Genomic DNA, 21,147 nt, shown 5'->3' with positions numbered 1-21,147 from the left:
CGCTTTCGTAGCGGCCCCCGCCAGAGATCGGGCCGTGCGCTTGGGGATAGGCAATGACTGAAAACACGACTGCGGGCGGGGAACTCGCAGGACTCCGGGTGATGGTCATCGATGATTCGAAGACCATCCGCAGGACTGCGGAAACGCTGCTCAAGCGCGAAGGCTGCGAGGTGGTCACCGCCACCGACGGCTTCGAAGCGCTTGCGAAGATCGCAGACCAGCAACCGCAGATCATCTTCGTCGACATCATGATGCCGCGCCTGGACGGGTACCAGACCTGTGCGCTGATCAAGGGCAACCAGCTGTTCAAGGCGACCCCGGTCATCATGCTGTCGTCCAAGGATGGCCTGTTCGACAAGGCGCGGGGACGCATCGTCGGCTCGGAGCAGTACCTGACGAAGCCTTTCACGCGTGAAGAACTGCTGGGTGCCATCCGCACATACGTCAACGCCTGACCAGGGGGGAAAGGCACAATGGCTCGTATCGTTCTGATCGAGGATTCACCGACCGACCGCGCGGTGTTCACCCAGTGGCTGCGCCGTGCCGGCCATGAGGTGCTGGAAGCGGACAACGCCGAGGATGGACTGCAGCTGGTCCGCGACCAGGTGCCGCAGCTGGTGCTGATGGACGTGGTCCTGCCCGGCATGAGCGGCTTCCAGGCCACCCGCGCGATGGCCCGTGATGCGGCGATCAAGCACATCCCGGTGATCATCGTCAGCACCAAGGCGATGGAAACCGACAAGGCATGGGGCCTGCGCCAGGGTGCAGCCGATTACATCGTCAAGCCGCCGCGCGAGGATGAACTGATCGCGCGGATCAACGAACTGGTGGCCTGATGCGCTCGCCCTTCGACATCCTCGAAGCCTATGAACGGCGCAGCCTGGCCCATGCGGTGCAGCTGCCCGAGCGGCAGTTCGCCCAGGATCTCTGGCGTGGCGTGGGCTACCGCGTCGGCCAGCGCCGGCTGGTATCCGATTTCCGCGAAGTGGTGGAAATCGTGCCGATGCCGCCGGTGACTCCGGTGCCGTGCGCGCAGCCGTGGCTGCTGGGCGTAGGCAACCTGCGCGGCAACCTGTTCCCGGTGGTCGACCTGAAGTACTTCCTGGAAGGCACGCGCACCGTGCAGCAGGAAGGCCAGCGCGTGCTGATCATGCGCCAGGCGGGTGGCGACGTCGCGCTGACCATCGATGAACTGTTCGGCCAGCGCAGCTTCGAACTGGACCAGCAGATCGCGGCCGGCACGCTGGCCGAAGGACGTTACGGCCACTTCGTCGATCGCGCCTTCCACGCCGACGGCCACGACTGGGGCGTGTTCTCGCTCTCGCTGCTGTCGCGTACCCCTGAATTCCGGCAAGCCGCGGCCTGAGGCCGGGCATCGCCCTCTGCATTGAAGATCGAGGTTGAACGATGAGTACTGCTTCGGACGCCACCAAGACCGGCAAGCTGCGGCTGGGCGGCAGCAACCTCTGGTTGTTCCTGCTGCTGGCATCGATGATCCTGTTCGGCGTCAACACCGGCGTCGCCACCTGGCAGGGCAGTCGCCTGGCCGATGCCGGCTCCAAGGCGGCCGACCTGCAGGTGCTGTCACAGCAGCTGGCCAACCAGGGCCGTGATGCGGTGGGCGGCAACGCGCAGGCGTTCACCGCCTTCAAGGCCACCCGCAACGCGATCGAACAGAACGTGTCGACCCTGCAGGGGCGCTACGGCAAGGAACCGGGCGTGTCCGGTGCGATCGCCACCCTGGCCGAGACCTGGGCGCCGCTGGGCAAGCAGGCCGGGCAGCTGGTTGCCAGTGAACCGGCGGTGCTGGCGCTGGCCGGCAATGCCAACAACTTCACCGGCGCGGTGCCGGGCCTGCAGGCCCAGCTGAACGAGCTGGTGCGCGCGATGTCCGCCTCGGGCGCGCCGTCGTCGCAGGTGTACAGCGCACTGCAGCAGGTCGTGGTGGCCGGTTCGATGGCCCGCCGCGTGACCGAAATGCGTGCCGGTGGCAGCGCCGCTGCCACCTCGGGCGATGCACTGGCACGCGACATTACCGTGTTCTCGCAGGTGCTCGACGGCCTGCGCAACGGCAACGAGGAACTGGGCATCACCGCCGTGCGCGGTGCCGCCGCCGTGGCCGCGCTGGAGCAGTCGCAGCAGAAGTGGGAGGCAATGAAGCAGGACGCCGATGCGATCCTGGCCAGCTCGCGCCAGCTGTTCGCCGCCCAGTCCGCCGCCACCGCGCTTGGCCAGGGCTCGGCGCACATGCTGGACGACAGCCGCAAGCTGTTCGAGGCGTTCTCCTCGTTCGGCTCGGTGTCCGATACCCGCCTGTTCCCGAACTTCTGGATCGGCGTGGTGTCCGGTGCGCTGTCGCTGATCGCGATCATTGGCTTCGTCTCCACCAACGTGCGCAGCCGCTCGCGCGAGCAGGAACTGCGCTACCAGACACAGGTGGAATTCAACAGCCGCAACCAGCAGGCGATCATGCGGTTGCTGGACGAAATCTCCTCGCTGGGTGAGGGCGACCTGACCGTGAAGGCCTCGGTGACCGAGGACATGACCGGCGCCATCGCCGACGCGATCAACTACGCGGTGGACGAGCTGCGCCACCTGGTGACCACCATCAACGACACCTCGGCCAAGGTCGCGCTGTCCACCCAGGAAACCCAGGCCACCGCCATGCAGCTGGCAGAGGCGGCGGGCCATCAGGCCAACCAGATCACCTCGGCCTCGGACCGCATCGGTGAAATCGCGGCGAGCATCGAACAGGTGTCGCGCAACTCGGCCGAGTCGGCCGACGTGGCACAGCGCTCGGTGGTGATCGCTGCCGAAGGTGCCGGCGTGGTGCGCGAGACCATCCAGGGCATGGACCAGATCCGTGACCAGATCCAGGAAACCTCCAAGCGCATCAAGCGCCTGGGCGAGTCGTCGCAGGAAATCGGCTCGATCGTGGAACTGATCAACGACATTTCCGAGCAGACCAACATCCTGGCATTGAACGCAGCGGTGCAGGCGGCTTCGGCCGGTGAAGCGGGCCGCGGTTTCGCGGTCGTGGCCGACGAAGTGCAGCGCCTGGCAGAACGCACCTCGGGCGCAACCCGACGCATCGAGAACCTGGTCCAGGCCATTCAGGCCGATACCAACGAAGCGGTCACCTCGATGGAACAGACCACCGCCGAAGTGGTGTCCGGTGCACGCCTGGCCGAGGACGCCGGCACCGCACTGACCGAAATCGAGCGCGTGTCCAATGCACTGAACACCCTCATCAAGAACATCTCCATCGCCGCCCAGCAGCAGTCGGCTGCGGCCTCGGACATCACCCGTACCATGGGCGTGATCCGGCAGATCACCGGCCAGACCTCGCAGGGTGCCGGGCAGACCGCCGAATCGATCGGTCACCTCGCGCAGCTGGCGGCCGACCTGCGTCGTTCGGTCGCCGACTTCAAGCTGCCGGCGTGACGCGGGCAGGGCGGCGAGCAAGGAACCAGTCGATGAAGCATTTCCATTCCCCACGCCAGAACTCGCGCGGCTTCCGCGCGGCGGCGAACGGAGCGCGTCCATGAGCAGTCTGCGCGATGCGATGAGCCACGCAGCGCTGGGCTGGGTCAAGCCCGAGCTGGACGAGACCCTGCGCCAGGTGCGCAACGAGGTCGAGTACTACGCGGAAGACCCGGCCGATGCCAGCCGCATGCGCATCTGCGCCGGCTACCTGCACCAGGTGCAGGGCACCCTGCGCATGGTCGAGCTGTACGCCCCGGCGATGGTGGCCGAGGAGCTGGAACAGCTGGCCAATGCCATCGGCGCCGGTAGCGTGGCTGATCGGGATGAAGCCTGCGCGACCCTGATGCGCGGCAGCGTGCTGCTGCCCGATTACCTGGAGCGCCTGCAGAACGGCCACCGCGACATTCCGATCGTGCTGATGCCGCTGCTCAACGAAATCCGTGCCGCGCGTGGCGAAGAGGGCGTGCATGACAGCGTGCTGCTGGCGTTCGCGCCGGACAGCGTCAGCGCCACCGAGGCCGAGCTGGACCATGCCCGTGGCAGCCTGAGCGGGCGCAACCGCGAGCTGCTGGATACCGTGGGCAGCGCGGTGAAGGAAGAACTGCTGCGCATCAAGGATGCGCTGGACCTGCACCTGCGTACTGGCGGTGCGCCCGAACAGCTGCAGAACCAGGCCAACGAACTTGGCGCCGTGGCCGATACGCTGGGCATGATGGGCCTGGGCGTTGCCCGCGGCGTGGTCGTGCAGCAGCGCGATGCGCTGCGTGGCGTGGTCGAAGGGCGCCAGCAGATCGACGAGAACCTGCTGCTGGATATCGCCGGCGCATTGCTCTACGTGGACGCGTCGCTGGACGACCAGGTCGCCCATCTGGGTGCCGGCGGCAGTGGCGAAGATGACCCCAGCGCGGTGGAGAACCGGCGCACGGTGGAGGTGCTGGCACATGAGGCCATCGCCAACTTCGCCGCCGCCCGCGAGCATTTCGTCGCCTTCATCGAAACCAGCTGGAACCATGCCGAGCTGCAGGACGTGCCGCGCCTGCTGGGCGATGTGTCCGGTGCGCTGCGCATGCTCGACCTGAACACCGCCGCCGATTACCTGCGCGGTGTGCAGCAGTACATCGAAGCCGAGCTGATCGGTCGCCAGCGCGTGCCCAGTGGCCGCCAGCTGGACACCCTGGCCGATGCCATGGCCAGCCTGGAGTACTACCTCGAGGCTCTGCGCGACCGCCGCCCGGGCCGCGAGGACATCCTCGACATCACCCGCAGCAGCCTTGAAGCGCTGCGCTATTGGCCGTTGCCGGACCGCAATGCGGTGGAGCCTGTTGCCGCCGCGCCGATTCCGTTCGCATCGCTGCTGGTGGACCGCGAGCCGATCGCGCTGCAGGCCGAGCCGGTGCAGCCGGAGCCCATCGAGATTCCGGTGCAGCCGGCCGCGCCCGCCGCCGGCACGGTGCCGGTGCCGCTGCCGGACTTCACCTTCGATCCGCCACCGGCCGCGCCTGCACCGGAGGTGGTGGACAACCGCCTGATGTTCGGGGCGCTGGGGAGTGTCGCCTCCACACCGCTGTCGCTGCATGACGACGCGGATGCACCGCTGGTCTTCGCCGCGTCCAGCGCGCCTGCGCCCGAGGTACCGCAATGGGATCTCGCACCGTTCCATCCGGACTCCGAGCCGACCGCGAGTGCCGAAGACGAGCGCAGTCCGACCTTCGCCAGCTTCGACCCGGTCAGTTTCGAACGGGCCGAAACCAGCGTGGAACCGGCGCCGCAGTGGACACTGTCGGAGGCAACACCGCCGGCATTGGCCGATGTGGCTGTGATGGATGTCGAGGACGACGTCGACGCGTCGATGCCCTTCGACACCGCTGACGTTGCCGCGCCCGTGTTCGACCCGGTGGCTGCCGAGCACGATGTGGTCGCCGCCGGTGACGACGTGGTGTTCCGTTTCGACGCCGATGCGCTGGACAATGCCGACGACGTGCTGTCGCTGCACGCGATGGAGACGCTGTCGCTGGACGACGACGCCGGATTGCACCCGGCGCTGGAGATCGTCGATCCCGCTGCATCCGTGCGGGTGGACGAAAGCCCTGTGGTTGCCGAAGCGGACGCGGTTCCGGCGGATGTGCAGGAGGAGGTGCCCGCGCCGATGGCCGAGGTGCTGACGCCGGTCTCCGATGCACCCGCACCGGCGGTGTCGGTGATTGATATCGACACCATCGCGCCGATCGACTTCAGCGAAGCCGACGCGCAGTTCTTCGCCGAGCTGAGCGCCGCGGCGGCCGATTTCAATCCGCAGGCCATGGCGGCTCCACCCGCTGCGGACATCCCGGTCGTGGCCGGCACCGAGACCGGCTTCGAGGCAGGCTTCGACGACGATGCCGAGAACATCGACGAGGACATCCGCGAGGTGTTCCTGGAAGAGTTCGACGACGAGCTGGCCAACCTGGGCACGCTGCTGCCGGCATGGCGCATGCAGCTGGACAACATGGACCGGCTGCGGCCGATCCGCCGCATCTTCCACACCCTCAAGGGCAGTGGCCGCCTGGTGGGTGCACGCACCCTGGGCGAGTTCGCCTGGAAGATCGAAGGCATGCTCAATCGCGTGCTCGATGGCAGTCGCCCGGCGACTCCGGCGGTGCTGGCGATGGTCGACAACGCCCATGCCGCGCTGCCGCAGCTGAACGCCGCGCTGCGCCATGGCCAGCGCATCAGCGTGGACCTGCAGGCGATGCAGGCCATTGCCGATCGGGTCGGTGCCGGCGAGGAGACCTTCTACGTACCGTTGCCGGCTGCGGCCGCGCCGGCAGCGACACTGGCCGAGTCCGAAGGCGAAGACGAAATCAGCCGCCTGCTGGAAGCCGAGGCCGCTGCGTCGGCGCAGGCCGATGCCACGGCGGTGGCGGAAGACGCCGGTACCCCGGCCAACATCGACAGCGTACTGCGCGAGATCCTCGAGGCCGAGGTCGAAGTCCACCAGGCGACCCTGCAGGAATGGCTGCGCTCGGCGCAGCAGGCACCGCAGCCGGTCAGCGACGCACTGCTGCGTGCGGTGCACACCATGAACGGCGCCTTCGCGATGACCGAAGTGCCGGAAATCACGGCGGTCACCGGCGGTGCCGAGTCCTACATCAAGCGCGCCCTGGCCGCCGACGTGGTGCCTGGCGACGAGGGCGTAGCCGCACTGGATGCGACCGCGCAGGCGATCACCGCGACCATGGAGGCGCTGCAGGCGGAACAGCCGCGGATTGTTCCGCAGGGCGCGCTGGTGCAGCGGCTGCAGGCATTGGCCGGCGAGCTCCCGGAAGCGCGCTGGCCGCTGTTCGCGCTGGAAGACGAGGACGAAGAGGGCGTCGAGCTGGCGCCTGATGCCGAGCAGGCATCCGCGGCCGAAGCGCCGCTGGCCGGGCTGGACACGCTGGACGAAACCAGCATGCCGTCCGCTTTCGATGCGGCGACCGATCTCATTGCCGAGCCGCAGTCGCATGCCGAAGATGCGCTGGAACCGGTTCCAGCTGCAACCGGGCTGGAGGCGCTGGACGTCGCAGCCGACAGCGGCCTGGACGTGGGTGAGCTGACCGCCAGCGACGATCTTTCGCGTTACTTCGACGCCGGCTGGCCGTCGGTGCCGGGCGAAGGTGAACCTGCCGCGGACGACACCGGCGCGATTGAATCGATCCAGCCGATTGAAAGTGCGCCTGATGTTGCCCAGCACGAATCAGATGCCGTGCCGGCGATCGCGACGGTCGACGACGCTGACCTGACCATGGCGGACGATCTGTCGCCGTACCTCGACGCCAGTGCGCTGCCGGTGGATGACCGCGACACGGAAGAGTTGCCGGTGTATGCGGAGGTTGACGCGATCGACCTGAATACGCCGTTGCCGTTTGATTCGGACAGTGACGATGACAACGTCATTGACGACGCTGCTGCACTGCCACTCGACAGCGAGCTGTCGAGCCTGCAGGATGAAATGGCTGTGCCGGGTTTTGCAGAACCGGTCACGCTGGCAGCCGCGCTCGAGGCCGGCCTGCACGTGATCGAGGAGGAGCAGACCCTGGACGACGACGGGCAATGGCCCGTGATCGGCCTCCAGGCCAGCGAACTCGCGCCGGGTGAGGCAGTTGCCTTTGCCGAGGATGCGGACGTCGGCGGGGAGGCGGCGGTCGGTGAAGGAGAGAGCGCCGATCAGCCGTCCCCGGCGACGGTGATTGAGGAGATCACCGCAGAGGCGCCGCAGGGCGGCACTGCTGCGGTGCGCTTCTTCGAAATGGAAGACGCACCGGGCCAGGGCACGGTCGATGCAGATGCCAATGCAGATGCAGATGCAGATGCAGAGATCGCAGAGGCCGACGTCGCGCCCCGTGCGCCGCACCACGAGCAGGCACCTGTTGCGGTGGATGCCGAAGACGGCGCCGATGCACTCGACTTCAGCGTGTACGACCGTGAGCTGGTCGATATCTTTGTCGAGGAAGGCAAGGACCTGCTCGACCACTGCGATGGCCTGATCAGCGAACTGCGCGATGCACCGCAGGACCGCGAGGTGCTGGCCGGCCTGCAGCGTGATCTGCACACCCTGAAGGGTGGCGCACGCATGGCTGGCATCAATGCCATCGGCGACCTTGGCCACAGCATCGAATCGCTGCTGGAGGCGGTGGCCGCTGGCCGTACCGAGATCGAACGTCGCGACGTGCAGCTGCTGGAGCGTGGCTTTGACCGCCTGCACCAGCTGCTCACTCGGACCGGCGCGCACCGCGTGGTGGAGCCGGCGCAGGATCTGGTCGAAGCCTTCGAGGTCCGCACCACCATCGATATCGCCGCAGCCGCTGCGGCCGCGCGTGCGGCCAGCGAGATCGAGACCGTGCCCGCACAGGCCGCGGGCCCGCTGGCGACCCCGATCGAAGCGCCGCTGTCGGCTCCGCTTCCGGCCGAGGGCGTGGTCGATGAAGATCCGCTGGCGCGTCCGCAGCAGGAGCAGGTGCGCGTGCGTGCCGACCTGCTCGACCGCCTGGTCAACCATGCCGGTGAAGTGGCGATCTACCGCTCGCGGCTTGAACAGCAGCTGGGTGCCTTCCGTGGTGCCATGGGCGAACTGGAGCGCACCAATGCGCGACTGCGCGACCAGCTGCGGCGACTCGACCTGGAAACCGAGGCGCAGATCGTCGCCCGCTACCAGCGCGAACAGGACCAGGCCGACCAGAAGTTCGATCCGCTGGAGCTGGACCGCTTCTCCACCCTGCAGCAGCTCAGCCGTGCGCTGAACGAGTCGGCGGCCGACCTGGGGGGCCTGCAGGGCGTGCTGGACGATCTGTCGCGCCAGTACGATTCGCTGCTGCAGCAGCAGTCGCGCGTCAGCTCCGAGCTGCAGGATGGCCTGATGCGCGCGCGCATGGTGCCGTTCGATGGCCTGGTGCCGCGCCTGCGCCGCGTGGTCCGCCAGTCCGGCATGGATACCGGCAAGCAGGTCCACCTGACCCTGGAAGGAACCCACGGCGAACTGGACCGCAACGTCCTCGACCGCATGGTCGCGCCGCTGGAACACATGCTGCGCAACTCCGTGGCCCATGGCCTGGAAGCGCCGGAACAGCGCCGCGCCGCCGGCAAGCCGGAGGAGGGCGAGATCGCCATCCGCCTGCACCGCGAAGGTTCGGAAATCGTGCTGGAAGTGGCCGATGACGGTGCTGGCCTGGACCGCGAGGCGATCCGCCGCCGCGCCATCGACCGTGGCCTGCTGGCCGCCGATGCGCAGCCGAACGAGCAGGAGCTGGACAACCTGATCTTCGCGTCCGGCTTCACCACCGCCGACCAGGTCAGCCAGCTGGCCGGTCGTGGCGTGGGCATGGACGTGGTGCGCAACGAAGTGCGCCAGCTCGGTGGCTCGGTCGACATCCAGTCGGTGCGGGGCCAGGGCGTGCGCTTCACCCTGCGCCTGCCGCAGACGCTGGCCGTCACCCAGGCGGTGTTCGTGCAGATCGGCGAAACCACCTTCGCGGTGCCGGTGGCCTCGGTCAGTGGTATCGGCCGCCTGTCGCGCGAGCGTTTCGAAGCCGCCGACAGCAGCTACCGTTACAGCGGCGAAGACTATCCGCTGTACGACCTCGGCAGCCTGGTCGGGCAGGCCCCGGCGCGTGCCGATGGCCAGGACCAGGTGCCGCTGCTGCTGGTCCGTGCCGGTGATCTGCGTGCCGCCGTGGCGATCGACCAGGTGCTGGGCAACCGCGAAATCGTGGTCAAGCCGGTCGGCCTGCAGATCGCGTCGGTGCCGGGCATCTACGGCGCGACCATCACCGGCGATGGCCGCGTGGTGGTGATCCTGGACGTGGCGCCGCTGGTGCGCCGCTTCCTCGCCAACCCGACGCTGCCTGTGCTGGCCAACGCACCGCGCCAGGAGCGCCAGGTGCCGCTGGTGATGGTGGTCGACGACTCGCTGACGATGCGCAAGGTCACCGGCCGCATCCTCGAACGCCACAACTTCGAGGTCAGCGTCGCCCGCGACGGCGTGGAAGCGCTGGAACGCCTGGAAGAGCGCGTGCCGGACCTGATGCTGCTGGATATCGAGATGCCGCGCATGGATGGCTACGAGCTCGCCACCGCGATGCGTGCCGACCCGCGCTACAGGGACGTGCCGATCGTGATGATCACTTCGCGCAGCGGTGACAAGCACCGCCAGCGCGCCTTCGAGATCGGTGTCCAGCGTTACCTGGGCAAGCCGTACCAGGAACTGGACCTGATGCGTAACGTGTACGACCTGCTGGGGATCGCCCGTGTCCGTGAGTGAAACCCAAGCGGCTCCGGCCGTGGCCCTGCTGGCCCGTCCCGGCGCGGCGCGTGAGCGCCTGCGTGAGGCGTTGTCGCACGCCGATGTGCAGCTGGTGCTGGAAGATGATCCCAACACGCTGGAGGCGCGGGTCCTGCAGGAGGCGCGCCCACAGTTCGTGGTGATCGCGCTGGAAGACGCCATCGAGGACGCCTTGGAGCGCCTGGAAGCGGTGCTGTCCGCACCGGGTCTGACCCTGGTCTTCGACGAGGCCGAACTGGCTGCACGTCGTGATGGTTGGGAGGCTCAGCGCTGGGGCCGTCATCTGTCCGCCAAGCTGCATGGCCACCAGCAGGTGTTGCCGCCGGGGGCCGAAGAAGAACCCAGCCTGCAGCTGGAGCCGGGCCACCCGGCACCGGCACCGGCGCCGCAGGAAGAAGCGCTGCAGCCGCACCTGGAGCAGGCATTGAGCTGGGCCGACGAGGTCCCCGCTGACACTCTGTACTCGCCGCCTGTACAGCTGCACGAACCGATCGCGCTGGAACAGGCGCTGGCCGCGCTGCAGCCGGTGGTGCCTGAGCCGCTGCAGGCCCCCGCACTGCCGTCGCTGGCAGAGACCGCGTCCGCAGTACCGCCGCTACCGCCGGTCTCCTTCGACCACACCGCCTGGTCGCTGGTCGAGGACGAGGCCGATGCCTCGGCAACCGCTCCGCACCACGCTGCCGTGGAGGCTCCGCTGCCTTCCTTCGATACCGGTCATCTGAGCCTGGTCGATCTGGATGCCGCAGCGCCCGTGGGCGCACGCGCCGGATCGCTGCTGGTGCTGGCCGGCATCGGTGGCCCGGATGCGCTGCGTCGCCTGCTCGGCGCGCTGCCGCCTTCGCTGAGCGTGCCCGTCCTGGTGCACATGCGCCTGGATGGCGGGCGCTACGGCAACCTGGTCAAGCAGATGGCCCGCGTGTCGCCGTTGCCGGTGCAGCTGGCTGAAGCCGGCCAGCGTGCAACTCCGGGTGAAGTGCACGTGCTGGCCGATGACATCGGCGTGCAGGCAGCCAGTGACGGCCTGCATTTCGTCAGCGACGCGCAGGGCATTGCGATTGCCGCGCTGCCAGCTGACCACACCGCGCTGGTCCTGCTCAGCGGCGCTGACCTTGCGCATGTTGGTCCGGCGCTGGATCTGGCCGCCGCCGGTGCATGGGTGGCCGGGCAGGTGGGCGAGGGCTGCTACGACCCGGCTGCGGCCACGGCGGTGGTTGCTGCCGGCATGGTGGCCGGTGAACCGCAGGAACTGGCGCAGGCGATTGCCGCGCGCTGGGGTGAGCAGGACGACAACGGAGAAGCACCATGAGCTATGCCAGCAATGACGAAATCCGTGGCGTCCTGATCCAGGCCGGCAACGCGCGCGTGCTGCTGCCCAATGCCACCGTGGCCGAAATGATGTCGCGCGTGCCGGTGCAGCCGGTCTCCGATGCGCCGCGCTGGCTGGTGGGCGAGATCGGTTGGCACGGCTGGCAGGTGCCGCTGGTCTCGTTCGCACGTCTTTCGGGACTGGGCGAAGAAGCCGTGGGCGGCCACAACAAGGTGGTGGTGCTGAAGGCCCTCAGCGGCAACGCGCAGCGTCCGTACTACGCGCTGCTGACGCAGAACTTCCCGCAGCTGATTTCGGTGCCGCGCGACGGCCTGCTGGCTGACGCCTCGGAAGAAACCCTGCCGGACATCGTGCACATGCGTGTGCTGCTGGGCGAGCAGAGCGCGCTGCTGCCGAACCTGGACGCGCTGGAAGCCGCCCTGGATTCGCTGGCGGCCTGATCGGACATCCGCCGGGCATTTTGAATTCCCGGTAGTGCCGGCCGCTGGCCGGCAACCGCATGATTCCGTGGATGCCGGCCAGCGGCCGGCACTATCAGGAATCGGCCCTTACCCCAGATCCCCCAACCGCGCCTGCAGTGCTGCAATCGCGGCCAGGCCGGCCGTTTCCGTGCGCAGAATGCGCGGCCCCAGCTGCAGGCCCTGGAAGCCCGCGGCCGCCAGTTGATCACGGTCGCGTGGCGACCACCCCCTTCCGGGCCGATTGCAATCACGATGCCCCCGCCAGGCGCGGCGTCCAGCGTCGACAGCCGGTGCGCACCCAGCGGGTCCAGGGTCAACCGCAGCGTATCGGGCGGCAGCGCCGCTGCCGCCTGCGCCAGCGACAGCGGGGATCCCACCTGCGGAATGCGCGCGCGCCCGGACTGGCCGCAGGCCGAGGTCACCACATTGTTCCAGTGCGCCACGCGCTTCTCCGCCCGTGCTGCATCCAGCTTCACCTCGGTGCGCTCGGCGTTGACCGGAATGATCGCCGCCACGCCCAGTTCGGTGGCTTTCTGCAGGATCAGGTCCATCTTCTCGCCACGGGCGATGCCCTGCAGCAGGGTAATCGTCAGCGGCGATTCGTTGTCGATGGCCTGCACGGCGTCGATGCGCACCTGCACTTCGCGCTTGCCGGCCACGGTCAGCGTGGCGCTGTAGTCATGGCCGTCGCCGTTGAACAGCACACAGGTATCGCCCTCGCGCAGGCGCATCACCCGTACCAGGTGGTTGGCGGTCTCTTCCGGCAGGGTCACGGTCTGGCCGCTGTGCAGCGCCAGGTCGATGGGGCAGCGGGTCACGCGCATGCAATCGCCTCGTCAATCGCCGCCAGCGTGGTATGTGCCAGCAGCTCCAGTTGTTCGTCGTCCACGCAATAGGGTGGCATCCAGTACAGCACGTCGCCCAGCGGACGCAGCACCACGCCACGTTTCAGCGCGGCCTTGTAGGCGTGCAGGCCCAGCTGCAGCGCCGGGTCGAACGGGGTGCGCTTGTTGCCGTCGCGCGACAGCTCGAACGCCACCACCATGCCCGCCTGGCGCACGTCGGCCACGTGCGGATGGTCGCTGAACGGTGCGGCCAGCGTGCCCATCACCGAGGCGATGCCGCGGTTGCGCGCGATCACATCGTCGTCGCGGAAGATGTCCAGCGTCGCCAGCGCGGCCGCGCAGGCCAGCGGGTTGCCGGTGTAGCTGTGCGAGTGCAGGAACGCGCGCTCGCGCGAGTCGTCGAGGAAGGCGTCGTACAGTGCCTGCGTCGCCAGCACGGCGGCCAGTGGCAGGAAGCCGCCGGTCAGGCCCTTGGACAGGCACATCAGGTCCGGCATCACCCCGGCCTGCTCGCAGGCGAACAGGGTACCGGTGCGGCCGAATCCGGTGGCGATCTCGTCGGCGATCATGAATGCACCGTGCGCATCACACAGTTCGCGAACCCGCTGCAGGTACACCGGGTCATGCATGCGCATGCCGCCGGCGCACTGCAGGCGCGGTTCCAGGATCACCGCACAGATCTCGCCCGGGTGCTGGTCGAACAGCGTGGCCAGTCCATCCGCGGCCTGCCGCGCGCGATCTGCCGCACTCTGGCCCGGCTCGGCCAGGTAAGCGTCGGGCGAGGGCGCGAACAGGCCTTCGGCCAGCAGCGGTGCATAGACACGGCGGTAAAGGGGGATGTCGCCCAGCGCCAGCGCGCCCAGGGTCTCGCCGTGGTAGCCGTTCTCCAGCGCGATGAAGCGCGTGCGGCGCGGCTCTCCGCGGTTCTGGAAGTACTGGAATGCCATCTTCAGCGCCACTTCCACGCCGGCGGAGCCGTTGTCAGCGTAGAACACCTTGGCCAGCGGCTCGCGGCCGGGCTGCCGCGGCGCCAGCGCCAGCAGGCGTTCGGCCAGGGTGATCGCCGGCTCGTGGCCGAAGCCGGCCAGCATCACCTGTTCCAGCTGCCCAGCCTGGGCGGCAATGGCACCGCCGATGCGCGGCTCGGCATGGCCGAACAGGTTGGTCCACCAGCTGCTGACCGCGTCCAGGTAGCGGTTGCCGTCGTGGTCGAACAACCAGGCGCCCTGGCCGCGTGCGATCGGGACCAATGGCAGGGTGTGCGGATGCTCGCGCATCTGCGTGCACGGGTGCCACAGCACCTTGAGGTCGCGTTGCCGCCAGTGCTCGACCAGCGGGGAGGGGGTTGGGTCTGCTAGCATTTCGGGCTCATGAACATGTTGCTGCCTGCACATTCTATCGGCCCCGGCGCAGGCGCCGGCCGCCGCGGAGATTCCGCATGAACGATGACCGTGCCGGCCGTCGCTTGCCGATCATCCATCGGATCACCGATGAGGAGAACGGTCCCTTCCAGCGCCAGCACCTGGACCTGGAGTTCTCCAACGGCGAACGCCGCCGCTTCGAGCGGCTGGTCAGCCGGGGGCATGGCGCGGTGGTGGTGGTGCCGATGCTCGACGACGAAACCGTGCTGCTGGTACGTGAATACGCCGCCGGCATGCACCGCTACGAACTGGGCCTGGTCAAGGGCCGGATCGATGCCGGCGAGACCCCCGAGCAGGCCGCCGACCGCGAACTGAAGGAAGAGGCCGGTTACGGCGCGCGCCGGGTGGATGTGCTGCGCGCGATGACCCTGGCCCCGACCTACATGAGCCACCAGTCGTGGCTGGTGGTGGCGCGCGACCTGTACCCGGAAAAGCTGGCCGGCGACGAGCCGGAAGAGCTGGAAGTCGTCCCGTGGAAGCTGGCCGAGTTGGACCAGCTGATGCTGCGCGAGGACTTCTCCGAGGGACGCTCGCTGGCGGCGCTGTTCATTGCCCGCCAGTGGCTGCAGGGATTGCGATGATCAAACTGACCACGGACCTGCGCGAGACCGCCATCGCCATTGCCCAGGAAGCCGGACAGGCCATCATGCAGGTCTATGCCGATGGCTTCGACGTGCAGCTCAAGGACGACAACAGCCCGGTTACCAGTGCCGACCTGGCGGCCAACCAGGTCATCGAGCAGGGCCTGCAGCAGCTGACCCCGGATCTGCCGATCCTGTCCGAGGAATCGGCGCAGGTACCCTGGGAGCAGCGCCGCCACTGGGGCGCCTACTGGCTGGTCGATCCGCTCGATGGCACCCGTGAGTTCGTCAAGCGCAACGGCGAGTTCAGCGTCAACATCGCGCTGATCTACCAGGGCGCACCGGCCTTCGGCGTGGTGCTGGCCCCGGTGACGGGCATCGTCTGGCATGCCATGCGCGGGGAGCTGGCCTATCGCCGGCAGGGCCTGCACGACACCGTGCTGCGCACCCGCACGCCGGCCACCGCACCGCTGCGGGTTGCTGCCAGCCGCTCGCACCGCTCACCGGAAACCGAGGCGCTGCTGGCGCGCATGGGCCGCATCGAGACCATCGCGCAGGGCTCGTCGCTGAAATTCTGCCGGATCGCCGAAGGTGGCCTGGATGTCTATCCGCGTCTGGGCCCGACCTCCGAATGGGACACCGCCGCCGGCCAGTGCGTGCTGCACGCCGCCGGTGGCGCGGTGCTGTCGGCGGCGACCGGCAAGCCGTTCCGCTACAACCGCCGCGAGACCCTGTTGAACGGCGATTTCATTGCCCTTGGTGATACCAGCCTGCCGTGGCGCGACTGGTTGTCCGACTGACCCTGGAGGCCGCATGAGCGCGCATGACACCCCCATCGCCGGCAGTGCAGCCAGCAACGAACTGGAACGCCTGCTGGCGATCATGGCGCGCCTGCGCGATCCGCAGGGCGGCTGCCCCTGGGACCTGGAACAGAACTTCGCGACCATCGCGCCGTACACCATCGAGGAAGCCTACGAGGTGGCCGATGCGATCGACCGTGGCGACCTCGATGATCTCTGCGATGAGCTGGGCGACCTGCTGCTGCAGGTGGTGTTCCATGCACGCATGGCCGAGGAGCAGGGCGCCTTTGCCTTCGCCGAGGTCGCACGCGCGATCAGCGACAAGATGCAGCGCCGCCACCCGCACGTGTTCGCCGATGTCAGCGTCGATGACGCCGACGGGGTGACGCGTAACTGGGATGCGATCAAGCGTGCCGAGCGTGCCGCCAAGGGCGAGCAGGACACCTCCGCATTGGCCGGCATCTCGCGTGGCCTGCCCGAATGGCAGCGAGCGGTGAAGCTGCAGTCGCGCGCGGCCAAGGTCGGTTTCGACTGGCCGGGCCCGTTGCCGGTGTTGGACAAGGCGGCGGAGGAACTGCAGGAGCTGCGCGAGGAGTTCGAGCGCGGCGATATTGCCGGCAACAAAGCGCGCCTGCAGGAAGAGCTGGGCGATCTGCTGTTCGTCTGCGCCAACCTGGCACGCCACGCCGATATCGATCTGGGTGCGGCGCTGCGCGGGGCCAACCACAAGTTCGAACGCCGCTTCCGTGCGATGGAAGCGCAGGCTGACGCCCAGGGTGGAGCGCTGGCGTCGATGGACCTGGATGCGCAGGAAGCACTGTGGCAGCACGCCAAGGCGGCGGAGAAGGCGTGAAGACGCTCGCGCTGTTCCTGCTGACCGCGCTGGCCGAAATTGTCGGCTGCTACCTGCCGTGGTTGTGGCTGCGCAAGGGCGGAAGCGTGTGGCTGCTGCTGCCGGCTGCCGCCAGCCTGGCCCTGTTCGCCTGGCTGCTGACCCTGCACCCGACCGCCAGTGGCCGGGTCTATGCGGCCTACGGGGGTGTCTACATCGGCACCGCGCTGTTCTGGCTGTGGCTGGTCGATGGCATCCGCCCCAGCCGCTGGGACCTGTTCGGCGCAGCCCTGTGCCTGGCCGGCATGGCGGTGATCATGTTCGGCCCGCGCACGCCCCCGGTGTAGCGTCGAGCCATGTTCGGCCGCTTCGGCTTTTGTAGCGTCGAGCCATGCTCGACCGCTTCCGCTCTTATGTAGCGTCGAGCCATGCTCGACTGCAACTGGGAGGGCCAGTCGAGCATGGCTCGACGCTACAAAGGCAGCGCCACCGGATCATGCACTGCCTTGTCAGAATCGGCCACGCTGTCCAGGCCGCTTTCCCTCCCGGGAAGGCGCATGATGGCGGTGACCACGGCCCCCGGAACACGCACATGTCCCGCTTCGCCAGCTTCCGCGAGTTCTATCCGTTCTATCTCAGCGAGCACCGCCACCCGGTATCGCGCCGGCTGCACTTCGTCGGCAGCTGCGGCGTGCTGCTGCTGGTCGTTGCAGCGATCCTGCGCGGGCAGCCGGTGCTGTTGCTGGCCGCCCTGTTCTGCGGTTACAGCTTCGCCTGGGTCGGCCATTTCTTCTTCGAGAAGAACCGCCCGGCCACCTTCCAGCACCCGCTGTACTCGTTCATGGGCGACTGGGTGATGTTCGCCGACATCCTGCGCGGGCGCGTGCCCTGGTAGCTCCGCTGTGAATGTGGCCTTCACGCGCTATGCTGGGGCCTGGACGTCATAGATAAGGAAAGCAAGATGTTCCCGACCATGTTCTTTACCGTGGTACTGGCCTTCGTGGCCGTGGTGATCCTGTTCAAGGCAGTACGGATGGTGCCCCAGGGCTACGAGTGGACCGTCGAGCGCTTCGGGCGCTACACGCACACCATGACCCCCGGCCTGCATTTCCTGATCCCGATCGTGTACGGGGTGGGGCGCAAGGTGAACATGATGGAGCAGGTGCTGGACGTGCCCAGCCAGGAAGTGATCACCAAGGACAACGCCGCCGTGCGCGTGGACGGCGTGGTGTTCTTCCAGGTACTGGATGCCGCCAAGGCCGCCTATGAGGTGGCCAACCTGGAAGTGGCGATGATCGCCCTGGTGCAGACCAACATCCGTACCGTGATCGGTTCGATGGATCTGGATGAATCACTCAGCCAGCGCGAGGTGATCAATGCCCAGCTGCTGAGCGTGGTCGACCATGCCACCAATCCCTGGGGAGTGAAGGTCAACCGCATCGAGATCCGCGACATCCAGCCGCCGCGCGATCTGCTGGATGCGATGGCGCGGCAGATGAAGGCCGAGCGCGAGAAGCGCGCGCAGATCCTCGAGGCAGAGGGTTCACGGCAGTCGGAGATCCTGCGCGCCGATGGCGAGAAGCAGGCCACCGTGCTGGAAGCCGAAGGCCGTCGCGAAGCTGCGTTCCGCGATGCCGAGGCGCGCGAGCGCCTGGCCGAGGCCGAAGCGATGGCGACCAAGGTGGTGTCGGCGGCGATTGCCGAGGGTGACGTGCAGGCGATCAACTACTTTGTCGCGCAGAAGTACGTGGAAGCGTTCAAGGAGCTGGCCAGTTCGCCGAACCAGAAGCTGGTGCTGATGCCGATGGAGGCCAGTGGCGTGATCGGTTCGATCGCGGGCGTGGCCGAACTGGCGAAGCAGGCGCTGGCCAGCCAGGACAACAAGGCCGCCGGCAAGCGGCCGCCGCCGCTCGGAGGCTGACATGCGCTGGGAAGTCGTCGGTTGGGGCGCGCTGGCGCTGCTGCTGTTCGCTGCCGAAGCGCTGGCGCCGGGTGCGTTCATGCTGTGGATCGGCATTGGCGCGGCGGCAGTGTTCGTACTGGTTGCGGTGTTCAGCGACATTCCACTGTTGTGGCAGGTGATCGCTTTCGTCCTGCTGAGTGTGGTCTCGATCCAGTGCTACCGGCGCTGGGGGAGGCCGCGGGCACGGCCCAGCGATGCGCCGTTGCTCAACCGCCGTGCCGAGCAGCTGGTCGGCCGGGAGGTGGTACTGCAGCAGGCCATCGTCGGTGGCCAAGGACGGGTCAGCATTGACGATGCGTCCTGGCAGGTGAGTGGACCGGATCTGCAGGCCGGCAGCCTGGTACGGGTGGTGGCGGTGCAGGGCAGCACGCTGCTGGTCGAAGCGGTGGCCTAGGGGTTCCCAGCCAACGGCGGAGCCCCTCGTGGGTGGTCGCGGAAGGTGGTTCATGTGTCTGGGTCGGGCGGGTTGGGTTCGCGGGACACGCCGTAGACCCCGCTCCGCGGTCCGGCCCAGCCGCTGGCGGCTGCGCGTTCGGTCGCTTGCGAAGCAGTGCTTCGCAAGCAAAGCGCCCTCACCCATGGGGGCTCGATGGCGTCATCCATGGCGCCAACGGTCCCGCGAACCCAACCCGCCCGGCCCCCGACAGTTTCCGTGCGCGTCCAGCCCACGGAAAAAGAAAAAAGAGCAAAGAGCAAAAGCACTCGCTCCGACCCGCCCAGGCCGAGTCAATCCAGAGCCGATGAACTCAGGCTTTGCGCTCCAGCTGTAGAAAGCGGCGCCGGCCGCAGGCCGGCCAAACACCCCGCTGCGCTGCGGCGCGACCTGCGGGCGACCGATCTGGGATAATGGGGATTCTTGTTTCCTCTGCTGCCGGACCCGGTCATGACCCAGAAGACGCTGCTCAACGATACCCACCGCGCCCTTGGCGCCAAGATGGTCGATTTCGGGGGTTGGGACATGCCCATCCACTACGGCTCGCAGCTCGACGAGCACCACCTCGTTCGTCGCGAGTCGGGTGTGTTCGACGTCAGCCACATGACCGTGGTCGACCTGCGCGGTGACCAGGTCAAGCCGTTCCTGCGCCGCCTGCTGGCCAACTCGGTCGACAAGCTGAAGGTGACCGGCAAGGCGCTGTACTCGTGCATGCTGAATCCGCGCGGCGGCGTCATCGACGACCTGATCGTCTACTACCTGGGCGACGATTTCTTCCGCATGGTGGTCAATGCCTCCACCCGCGAGAAGGACCTGGCCTGGCTGCGCGAGCAGGCTGCACCGTTCGGCGTCACCGTCGAGCAGCGCCCGGACCTGGCCATCCTCGCCGTGCAGGGCCCGCAGGCGCGCGACATCGTGATCGGCCTGGCCCGCGAAAGCGATCGCGCAGCGCTGGCCAAGCTGGGCCGTTTCGCCGCCCTGCAGGTGCAGTCCGATGACGGCGTCGAACTGTTTGTCGCCCGTACCGGTTACACCGGCGAAGACGGCTTCGAAATCCTGCTGCCGCAGGACGCCGTGGTCGCGTTCTGGAACCGCCTGCTGGCGGCGGGCGTGAAGCCGGCCGGCCTCGGCGCACGCGACACGCTGCGCCTGGAAGCCGGCATGAACCTGTACGGCCAGGACATGGACGAAGAGATCAGCCCGTACGAAGCGGCGCTGGCCTGGACCGTGTCGCTGGACGAAGGCCGCGACTTCATCGGCCGCGACGTGCTGGAAGCGCAGAAGGCTGCCGGCACCGCCCGCCAGATGATCGGTCTGGTGATGGACGAGAAGGGCGTGCTGCGCCATGGTCAGGCGGTGACCACCGCCGGCGGCCAGGGCGAGATCCTGTCCGGCACCTTCTCGCCGACCCTGGCCAAGGGCATCGCCTTCGCCCGTGTACCGGCCGGTGAACTTGGCGAGGTCACCGTCGACATCCGTGGCCGGCAGGTGCCGGTGCGCGTGGTCAAGTTCCCGTTCGTGCGCGAAGGCCAGGCCCAGCCCGGCGTGCTCGCCGACGCCTGATCCGAAACTGCCGATCGCCACTGACAGCAGTGGCGGCCGGTTGGTTACACTAGCCCCGTTTTTTCCACCCCTGCATATCTCTGGAGCAGTCCCATGAGCGAGATCCCCGGCGACCTCAAGTTCCTCAAGTCCCATGAGTGGGCCCGTGTCGAAGGCAATGGCCGTGTCACCGTCGGTATTTCCGACCACGCCCAGGGCCTGCTGGGTGACCTGGTCTACGTCGAACTGCCGGAAGTCGGCGCCGACGCAAAGGCGGGCGAGCAGATCGCCGTTGTCGAGTCGGTGAAGGCCGCCTCGGACGTCTACAGCCCGATCAGCGGCAAGGTCGTCGAGGTCAACTCGGCGCTGTCCGACAAGCCGGAAACCATCAATGAAGATGCCTACGGCGAAGGCTGGATGTTCGTGGTCGAACTGACCAACGCTGAAGAGGTCAACGAACTGCTGGATCCGGACGCGTATGCCGAAGCCCTGGAAAACGACGACCACTGAGTCGTCACTTCCGGGTTCTGGAACGGCCACCTTCGGGTGGCCGTTCTTGTTTTGGCGAGTGCGTCGGACTCATGACGGCGGGTTCGCTCTGCACCCTCGGCGTGGCATCAGCCGACAGACGAACGGTGCCGATCAGCGTGCGCAGTTTTG

General features: G+C 67.7%; 17 protein-coding genes and 1 pseudogene. 16 read left to right on the top strand and 2 right to left on the bottom strand.

The window, feature by feature from the left end:
* Positions 1 to 53 precede the first annotated feature (53 nt).
* The 7 genes from pilG (at position 54) to ACZK33_RS17685 (ending at position 12,049) form a co-directional block, all read left to right on the top strand.
* The gene (pilG, locus tag ACZK33_RS17715) at positions 54 to 455 is read left to right on the top strand and encodes a twitching motility response regulator PilG (protein ID WP_005418455.1); all 402 of its coding nucleotides are present in this window, start codon (positions 54 to 56) and stop codon (positions 453 to 455) included.
* An 18-nt stretch (positions 456 to 473) separates the two neighbouring features.
* A complete protein-coding gene (locus tag ACZK33_RS17710; protein ID WP_005410717.1) occupies positions 474 to 836 on the top strand; it encodes a response regulator in 363 nt (120 codons plus the stop codon).
* Complete coding sequence (locus ACZK33_RS17705; RefSeq protein WP_005410716.1) at positions 836 to 1,366, top strand: chemotaxis protein CheW; 531 nt, start codon at positions 836 to 838, stop codon at positions 1,364 to 1,366. Before ACZK33_RS17710 ends, ACZK33_RS17705 begins: the two co-directional genes overlap by 1 nt.
* A gap of 41 nt (positions 1,367 to 1,407) precedes the next feature.
* The gene (locus tag ACZK33_RS17700; RefSeq protein WP_032130100.1) at positions 1,408 to 3,444 is read left to right on the top strand and encodes a methyl-accepting chemotaxis protein; all 2,037 of its coding nucleotides are present in this window, start codon (positions 1,408 to 1,410) and stop codon (positions 3,442 to 3,444) included.
* Positions 3,445 to 3,544: 100 nt separating this feature from the next.
* Positions 3,545 to 10,261: an Hpt domain-containing protein gene (locus ACZK33_RS17695; protein ID WP_423175655.1), complete on the top strand. Its 6,717-nt coding sequence runs from the start codon at positions 3,545 to 3,547 to the stop codon at positions 10,259 to 10,261.
* Entirely contained in the window at positions 10,248 to 11,588 is a 1,341-nt protein-coding gene (locus tag ACZK33_RS17690; protein WP_423175657.1) for a chemotaxis protein CheB, read from the top strand. The genes ACZK33_RS17695 and ACZK33_RS17690 overlap by 14 nt, the downstream gene beginning before the upstream one ends.
* Positions 11,585 to 12,049, top strand: a complete 465-nt coding sequence (locus tag ACZK33_RS17685) for a chemotaxis protein CheW (protein ID WP_006385148.1) — start codon at positions 11,585 to 11,587, stop codon at positions 12,047 to 12,049. The genes ACZK33_RS17690 and ACZK33_RS17685 overlap by 4 nt, the downstream gene beginning before the upstream one ends.
* Before the next feature lie 108 nt (positions 12,050 to 12,157).
* Here ACZK33_RS17685 and ACZK33_RS17680 read toward each other — a convergent pair.
* Together ACZK33_RS17680 and bioA are read right to left on the bottom strand one after the other, a co-directional pair.
* A pseudogene (locus ACZK33_RS17680) lies at positions 12,158 to 12,894 on the bottom strand (16S rRNA (uracil(1498)-N(3))-methyltransferase).
* Positions 12,885 to 14,276, bottom strand: coding sequence for an adenosylmethionine--8-amino-7-oxononanoate transaminase (bioA, locus tag ACZK33_RS17675; protein ID WP_423175660.1), 1,392 nt, complete (start codon positions 14,274 to 14,276; stop codon positions 12,885 to 12,887). The pseudogene ACZK33_RS17680 and the gene bioA overlap by 10 nt, the downstream one beginning before the upstream one ends.
* Before the next feature lie 77 nt (positions 14,277 to 14,353).
* Between bioA and nudE the strand changes: the two genes are divergently transcribed.
* The 9 genes from nudE (at position 14,354) to gcvH (ending at position 20,997) form a co-directional block, all read left to right on the top strand.
* Positions 14,354 to 14,917, top strand: a complete 564-nt coding sequence (nudE, locus tag ACZK33_RS17670) for an ADP compounds hydrolase NudE (protein ID WP_010482713.1) — start codon at positions 14,354 to 14,356, stop codon at positions 14,915 to 14,917.
* Entirely contained in the window at positions 14,914 to 15,717 is an 804-nt protein-coding gene (gene cysQ / locus ACZK33_RS17665) for a 3'(2'),5'-bisphosphate nucleotidase CysQ (protein WP_423175662.1), read from the top strand. Before nudE ends, cysQ begins: the two co-directional genes overlap by 4 nt.
* Before the next feature lie 13 nt (positions 15,718 to 15,730).
* Positions 15,731 to 16,570 carry a nucleoside triphosphate pyrophosphohydrolase gene (gene mazG / locus ACZK33_RS17660; RefSeq protein ID WP_049422149.1) on the top strand — a complete coding sequence of 280 codons (840 nt, stop codon included), beginning with the start codon at positions 15,731 to 15,733 and terminating at the stop codon, positions 16,568 to 16,570.
* Positions 16,567 to 16,896, top strand: a complete 330-nt coding sequence (locus tag ACZK33_RS17655; RefSeq protein ID WP_032130110.1) for a YnfA family protein — start codon at positions 16,567 to 16,569, stop codon at positions 16,894 to 16,896. Before mazG ends, ACZK33_RS17655 begins: the two co-directional genes overlap by 4 nt.
* Positions 16,897 to 17,141: 245 nt before the next feature.
* Complete coding sequence (locus ACZK33_RS17650) at positions 17,142 to 17,444, top strand: Mpo1-like protein (RefSeq protein WP_049422150.1); 303 nt, start codon at positions 17,142 to 17,144, stop codon at positions 17,442 to 17,444.
* A 66-nt stretch (positions 17,445 to 17,510) separates the two neighbouring features.
* Positions 17,511 to 18,470: an SPFH domain-containing protein gene (locus tag ACZK33_RS17645; protein ID WP_005410704.1), complete on the top strand. Its 960-nt coding sequence runs from the start codon at positions 17,511 to 17,513 to the stop codon at positions 18,468 to 18,470.
* Between the two features lies 1 nt (position 18,471).
* Positions 18,472 to 18,906 carry an NfeD family protein gene (locus ACZK33_RS17640; RefSeq protein WP_121504657.1) on the top strand — a complete coding sequence of 145 codons (435 nt, stop codon included), beginning with the start codon at positions 18,472 to 18,474 and terminating at the stop codon, positions 18,904 to 18,906.
* Between the two features lie 489 nt (positions 18,907 to 19,395).
* Positions 19,396 to 20,508, top strand: a complete 1,113-nt coding sequence (gcvT, locus tag ACZK33_RS17635; RefSeq protein ID WP_032130056.1) for a glycine cleavage system aminomethyltransferase GcvT — start codon at positions 19,396 to 19,398, stop codon at positions 20,506 to 20,508.
* A gap of 93 nt (positions 20,509 to 20,601) precedes the next feature.
* The gene (gcvH, locus tag ACZK33_RS17630) at positions 20,602 to 20,997 is read left to right on the top strand and encodes a glycine cleavage system protein GcvH (protein WP_005410701.1); all 396 of its coding nucleotides are present in this window, start codon (positions 20,602 to 20,604) and stop codon (positions 20,995 to 20,997) included.
* Positions 20,998 to 21,147 lie beyond the last annotated feature (150 nt).

Source organism: Stenotrophomonas sp. 86156_Sma (assembly GCF_056481625.1).
This window is presented reverse-complemented; position numbering and strand designations above follow the sequence as displayed.

Coding starts and splice junctions, on each gene's coding strand:
- pilG (WP_005418455.1), top strand. CDS start 54: ATGACTGAAAACACGACTGCGGGCGGGGAACTCGCAGGACTCCGGGTG.
- ACZK33_RS17710 (WP_005410717.1), top strand. CDS start 474: ATGGCTCGTATCGTTCTGATCGAGGATTCACCGACCGACCGCGCGGTG.
- ACZK33_RS17705 (WP_005410716.1), top strand. CDS start 836: ATGCGCTCGCCCTTCGACATCCTCGAAGCCTATGAACGGCGCAGCCTG.
- ACZK33_RS17700 (WP_032130100.1), top strand. CDS start 1,408: ATGAGTACTGCTTCGGACGCCACCAAGACCGGCAAGCTGCGGCTGGGC.
- ACZK33_RS17695 (WP_423175655.1), top strand. CDS start 3,545: ATGAGCAGTCTGCGCGATGCGATGAGCCACGCAGCGCTGGGCTGGGTC.
- ACZK33_RS17685 (WP_006385148.1), top strand. CDS start 11,585: ATGAGCTATGCCAGCAATGACGAAATCCGTGGCGTCCTGATCCAGGCC.
- bioA (WP_423175660.1), bottom strand. CDS start 14,276: ATGCTAGCAGACCCAACCCCCTCCCCGCTGGTCGAGCACTGGCGGCAA.
- nudE (WP_010482713.1), top strand. CDS start 14,354: ATGAACGATGACCGTGCCGGCCGTCGCTTGCCGATCATCCATCGGATC.
- cysQ (WP_423175662.1), top strand. CDS start 14,914: ATGATCAAACTGACCACGGACCTGCGCGAGACCGCCATCGCCATTGCC.
- mazG (WP_049422149.1), top strand. CDS start 15,731: ATGAGCGCGCATGACACCCCCATCGCCGGCAGTGCAGCCAGCAACGAA.
- ACZK33_RS17650 (WP_049422150.1), top strand. CDS start 17,142: ATGTCCCGCTTCGCCAGCTTCCGCGAGTTCTATCCGTTCTATCTCAGC.
- ACZK33_RS17645 (WP_005410704.1), top strand. CDS start 17,511: ATGTTCCCGACCATGTTCTTTACCGTGGTACTGGCCTTCGTGGCCGTG.
- ACZK33_RS17640 (WP_121504657.1), top strand. CDS start 18,472: ATGCGCTGGGAAGTCGTCGGTTGGGGCGCGCTGGCGCTGCTGCTGTTC.
- gcvT (WP_032130056.1), top strand. CDS start 19,396: ATGACCCAGAAGACGCTGCTCAACGATACCCACCGCGCCCTTGGCGCC.
- gcvH (WP_005410701.1), top strand. CDS start 20,602: ATGAGCGAGATCCCCGGCGACCTCAAGTTCCTCAAGTCCCATGAGTGG.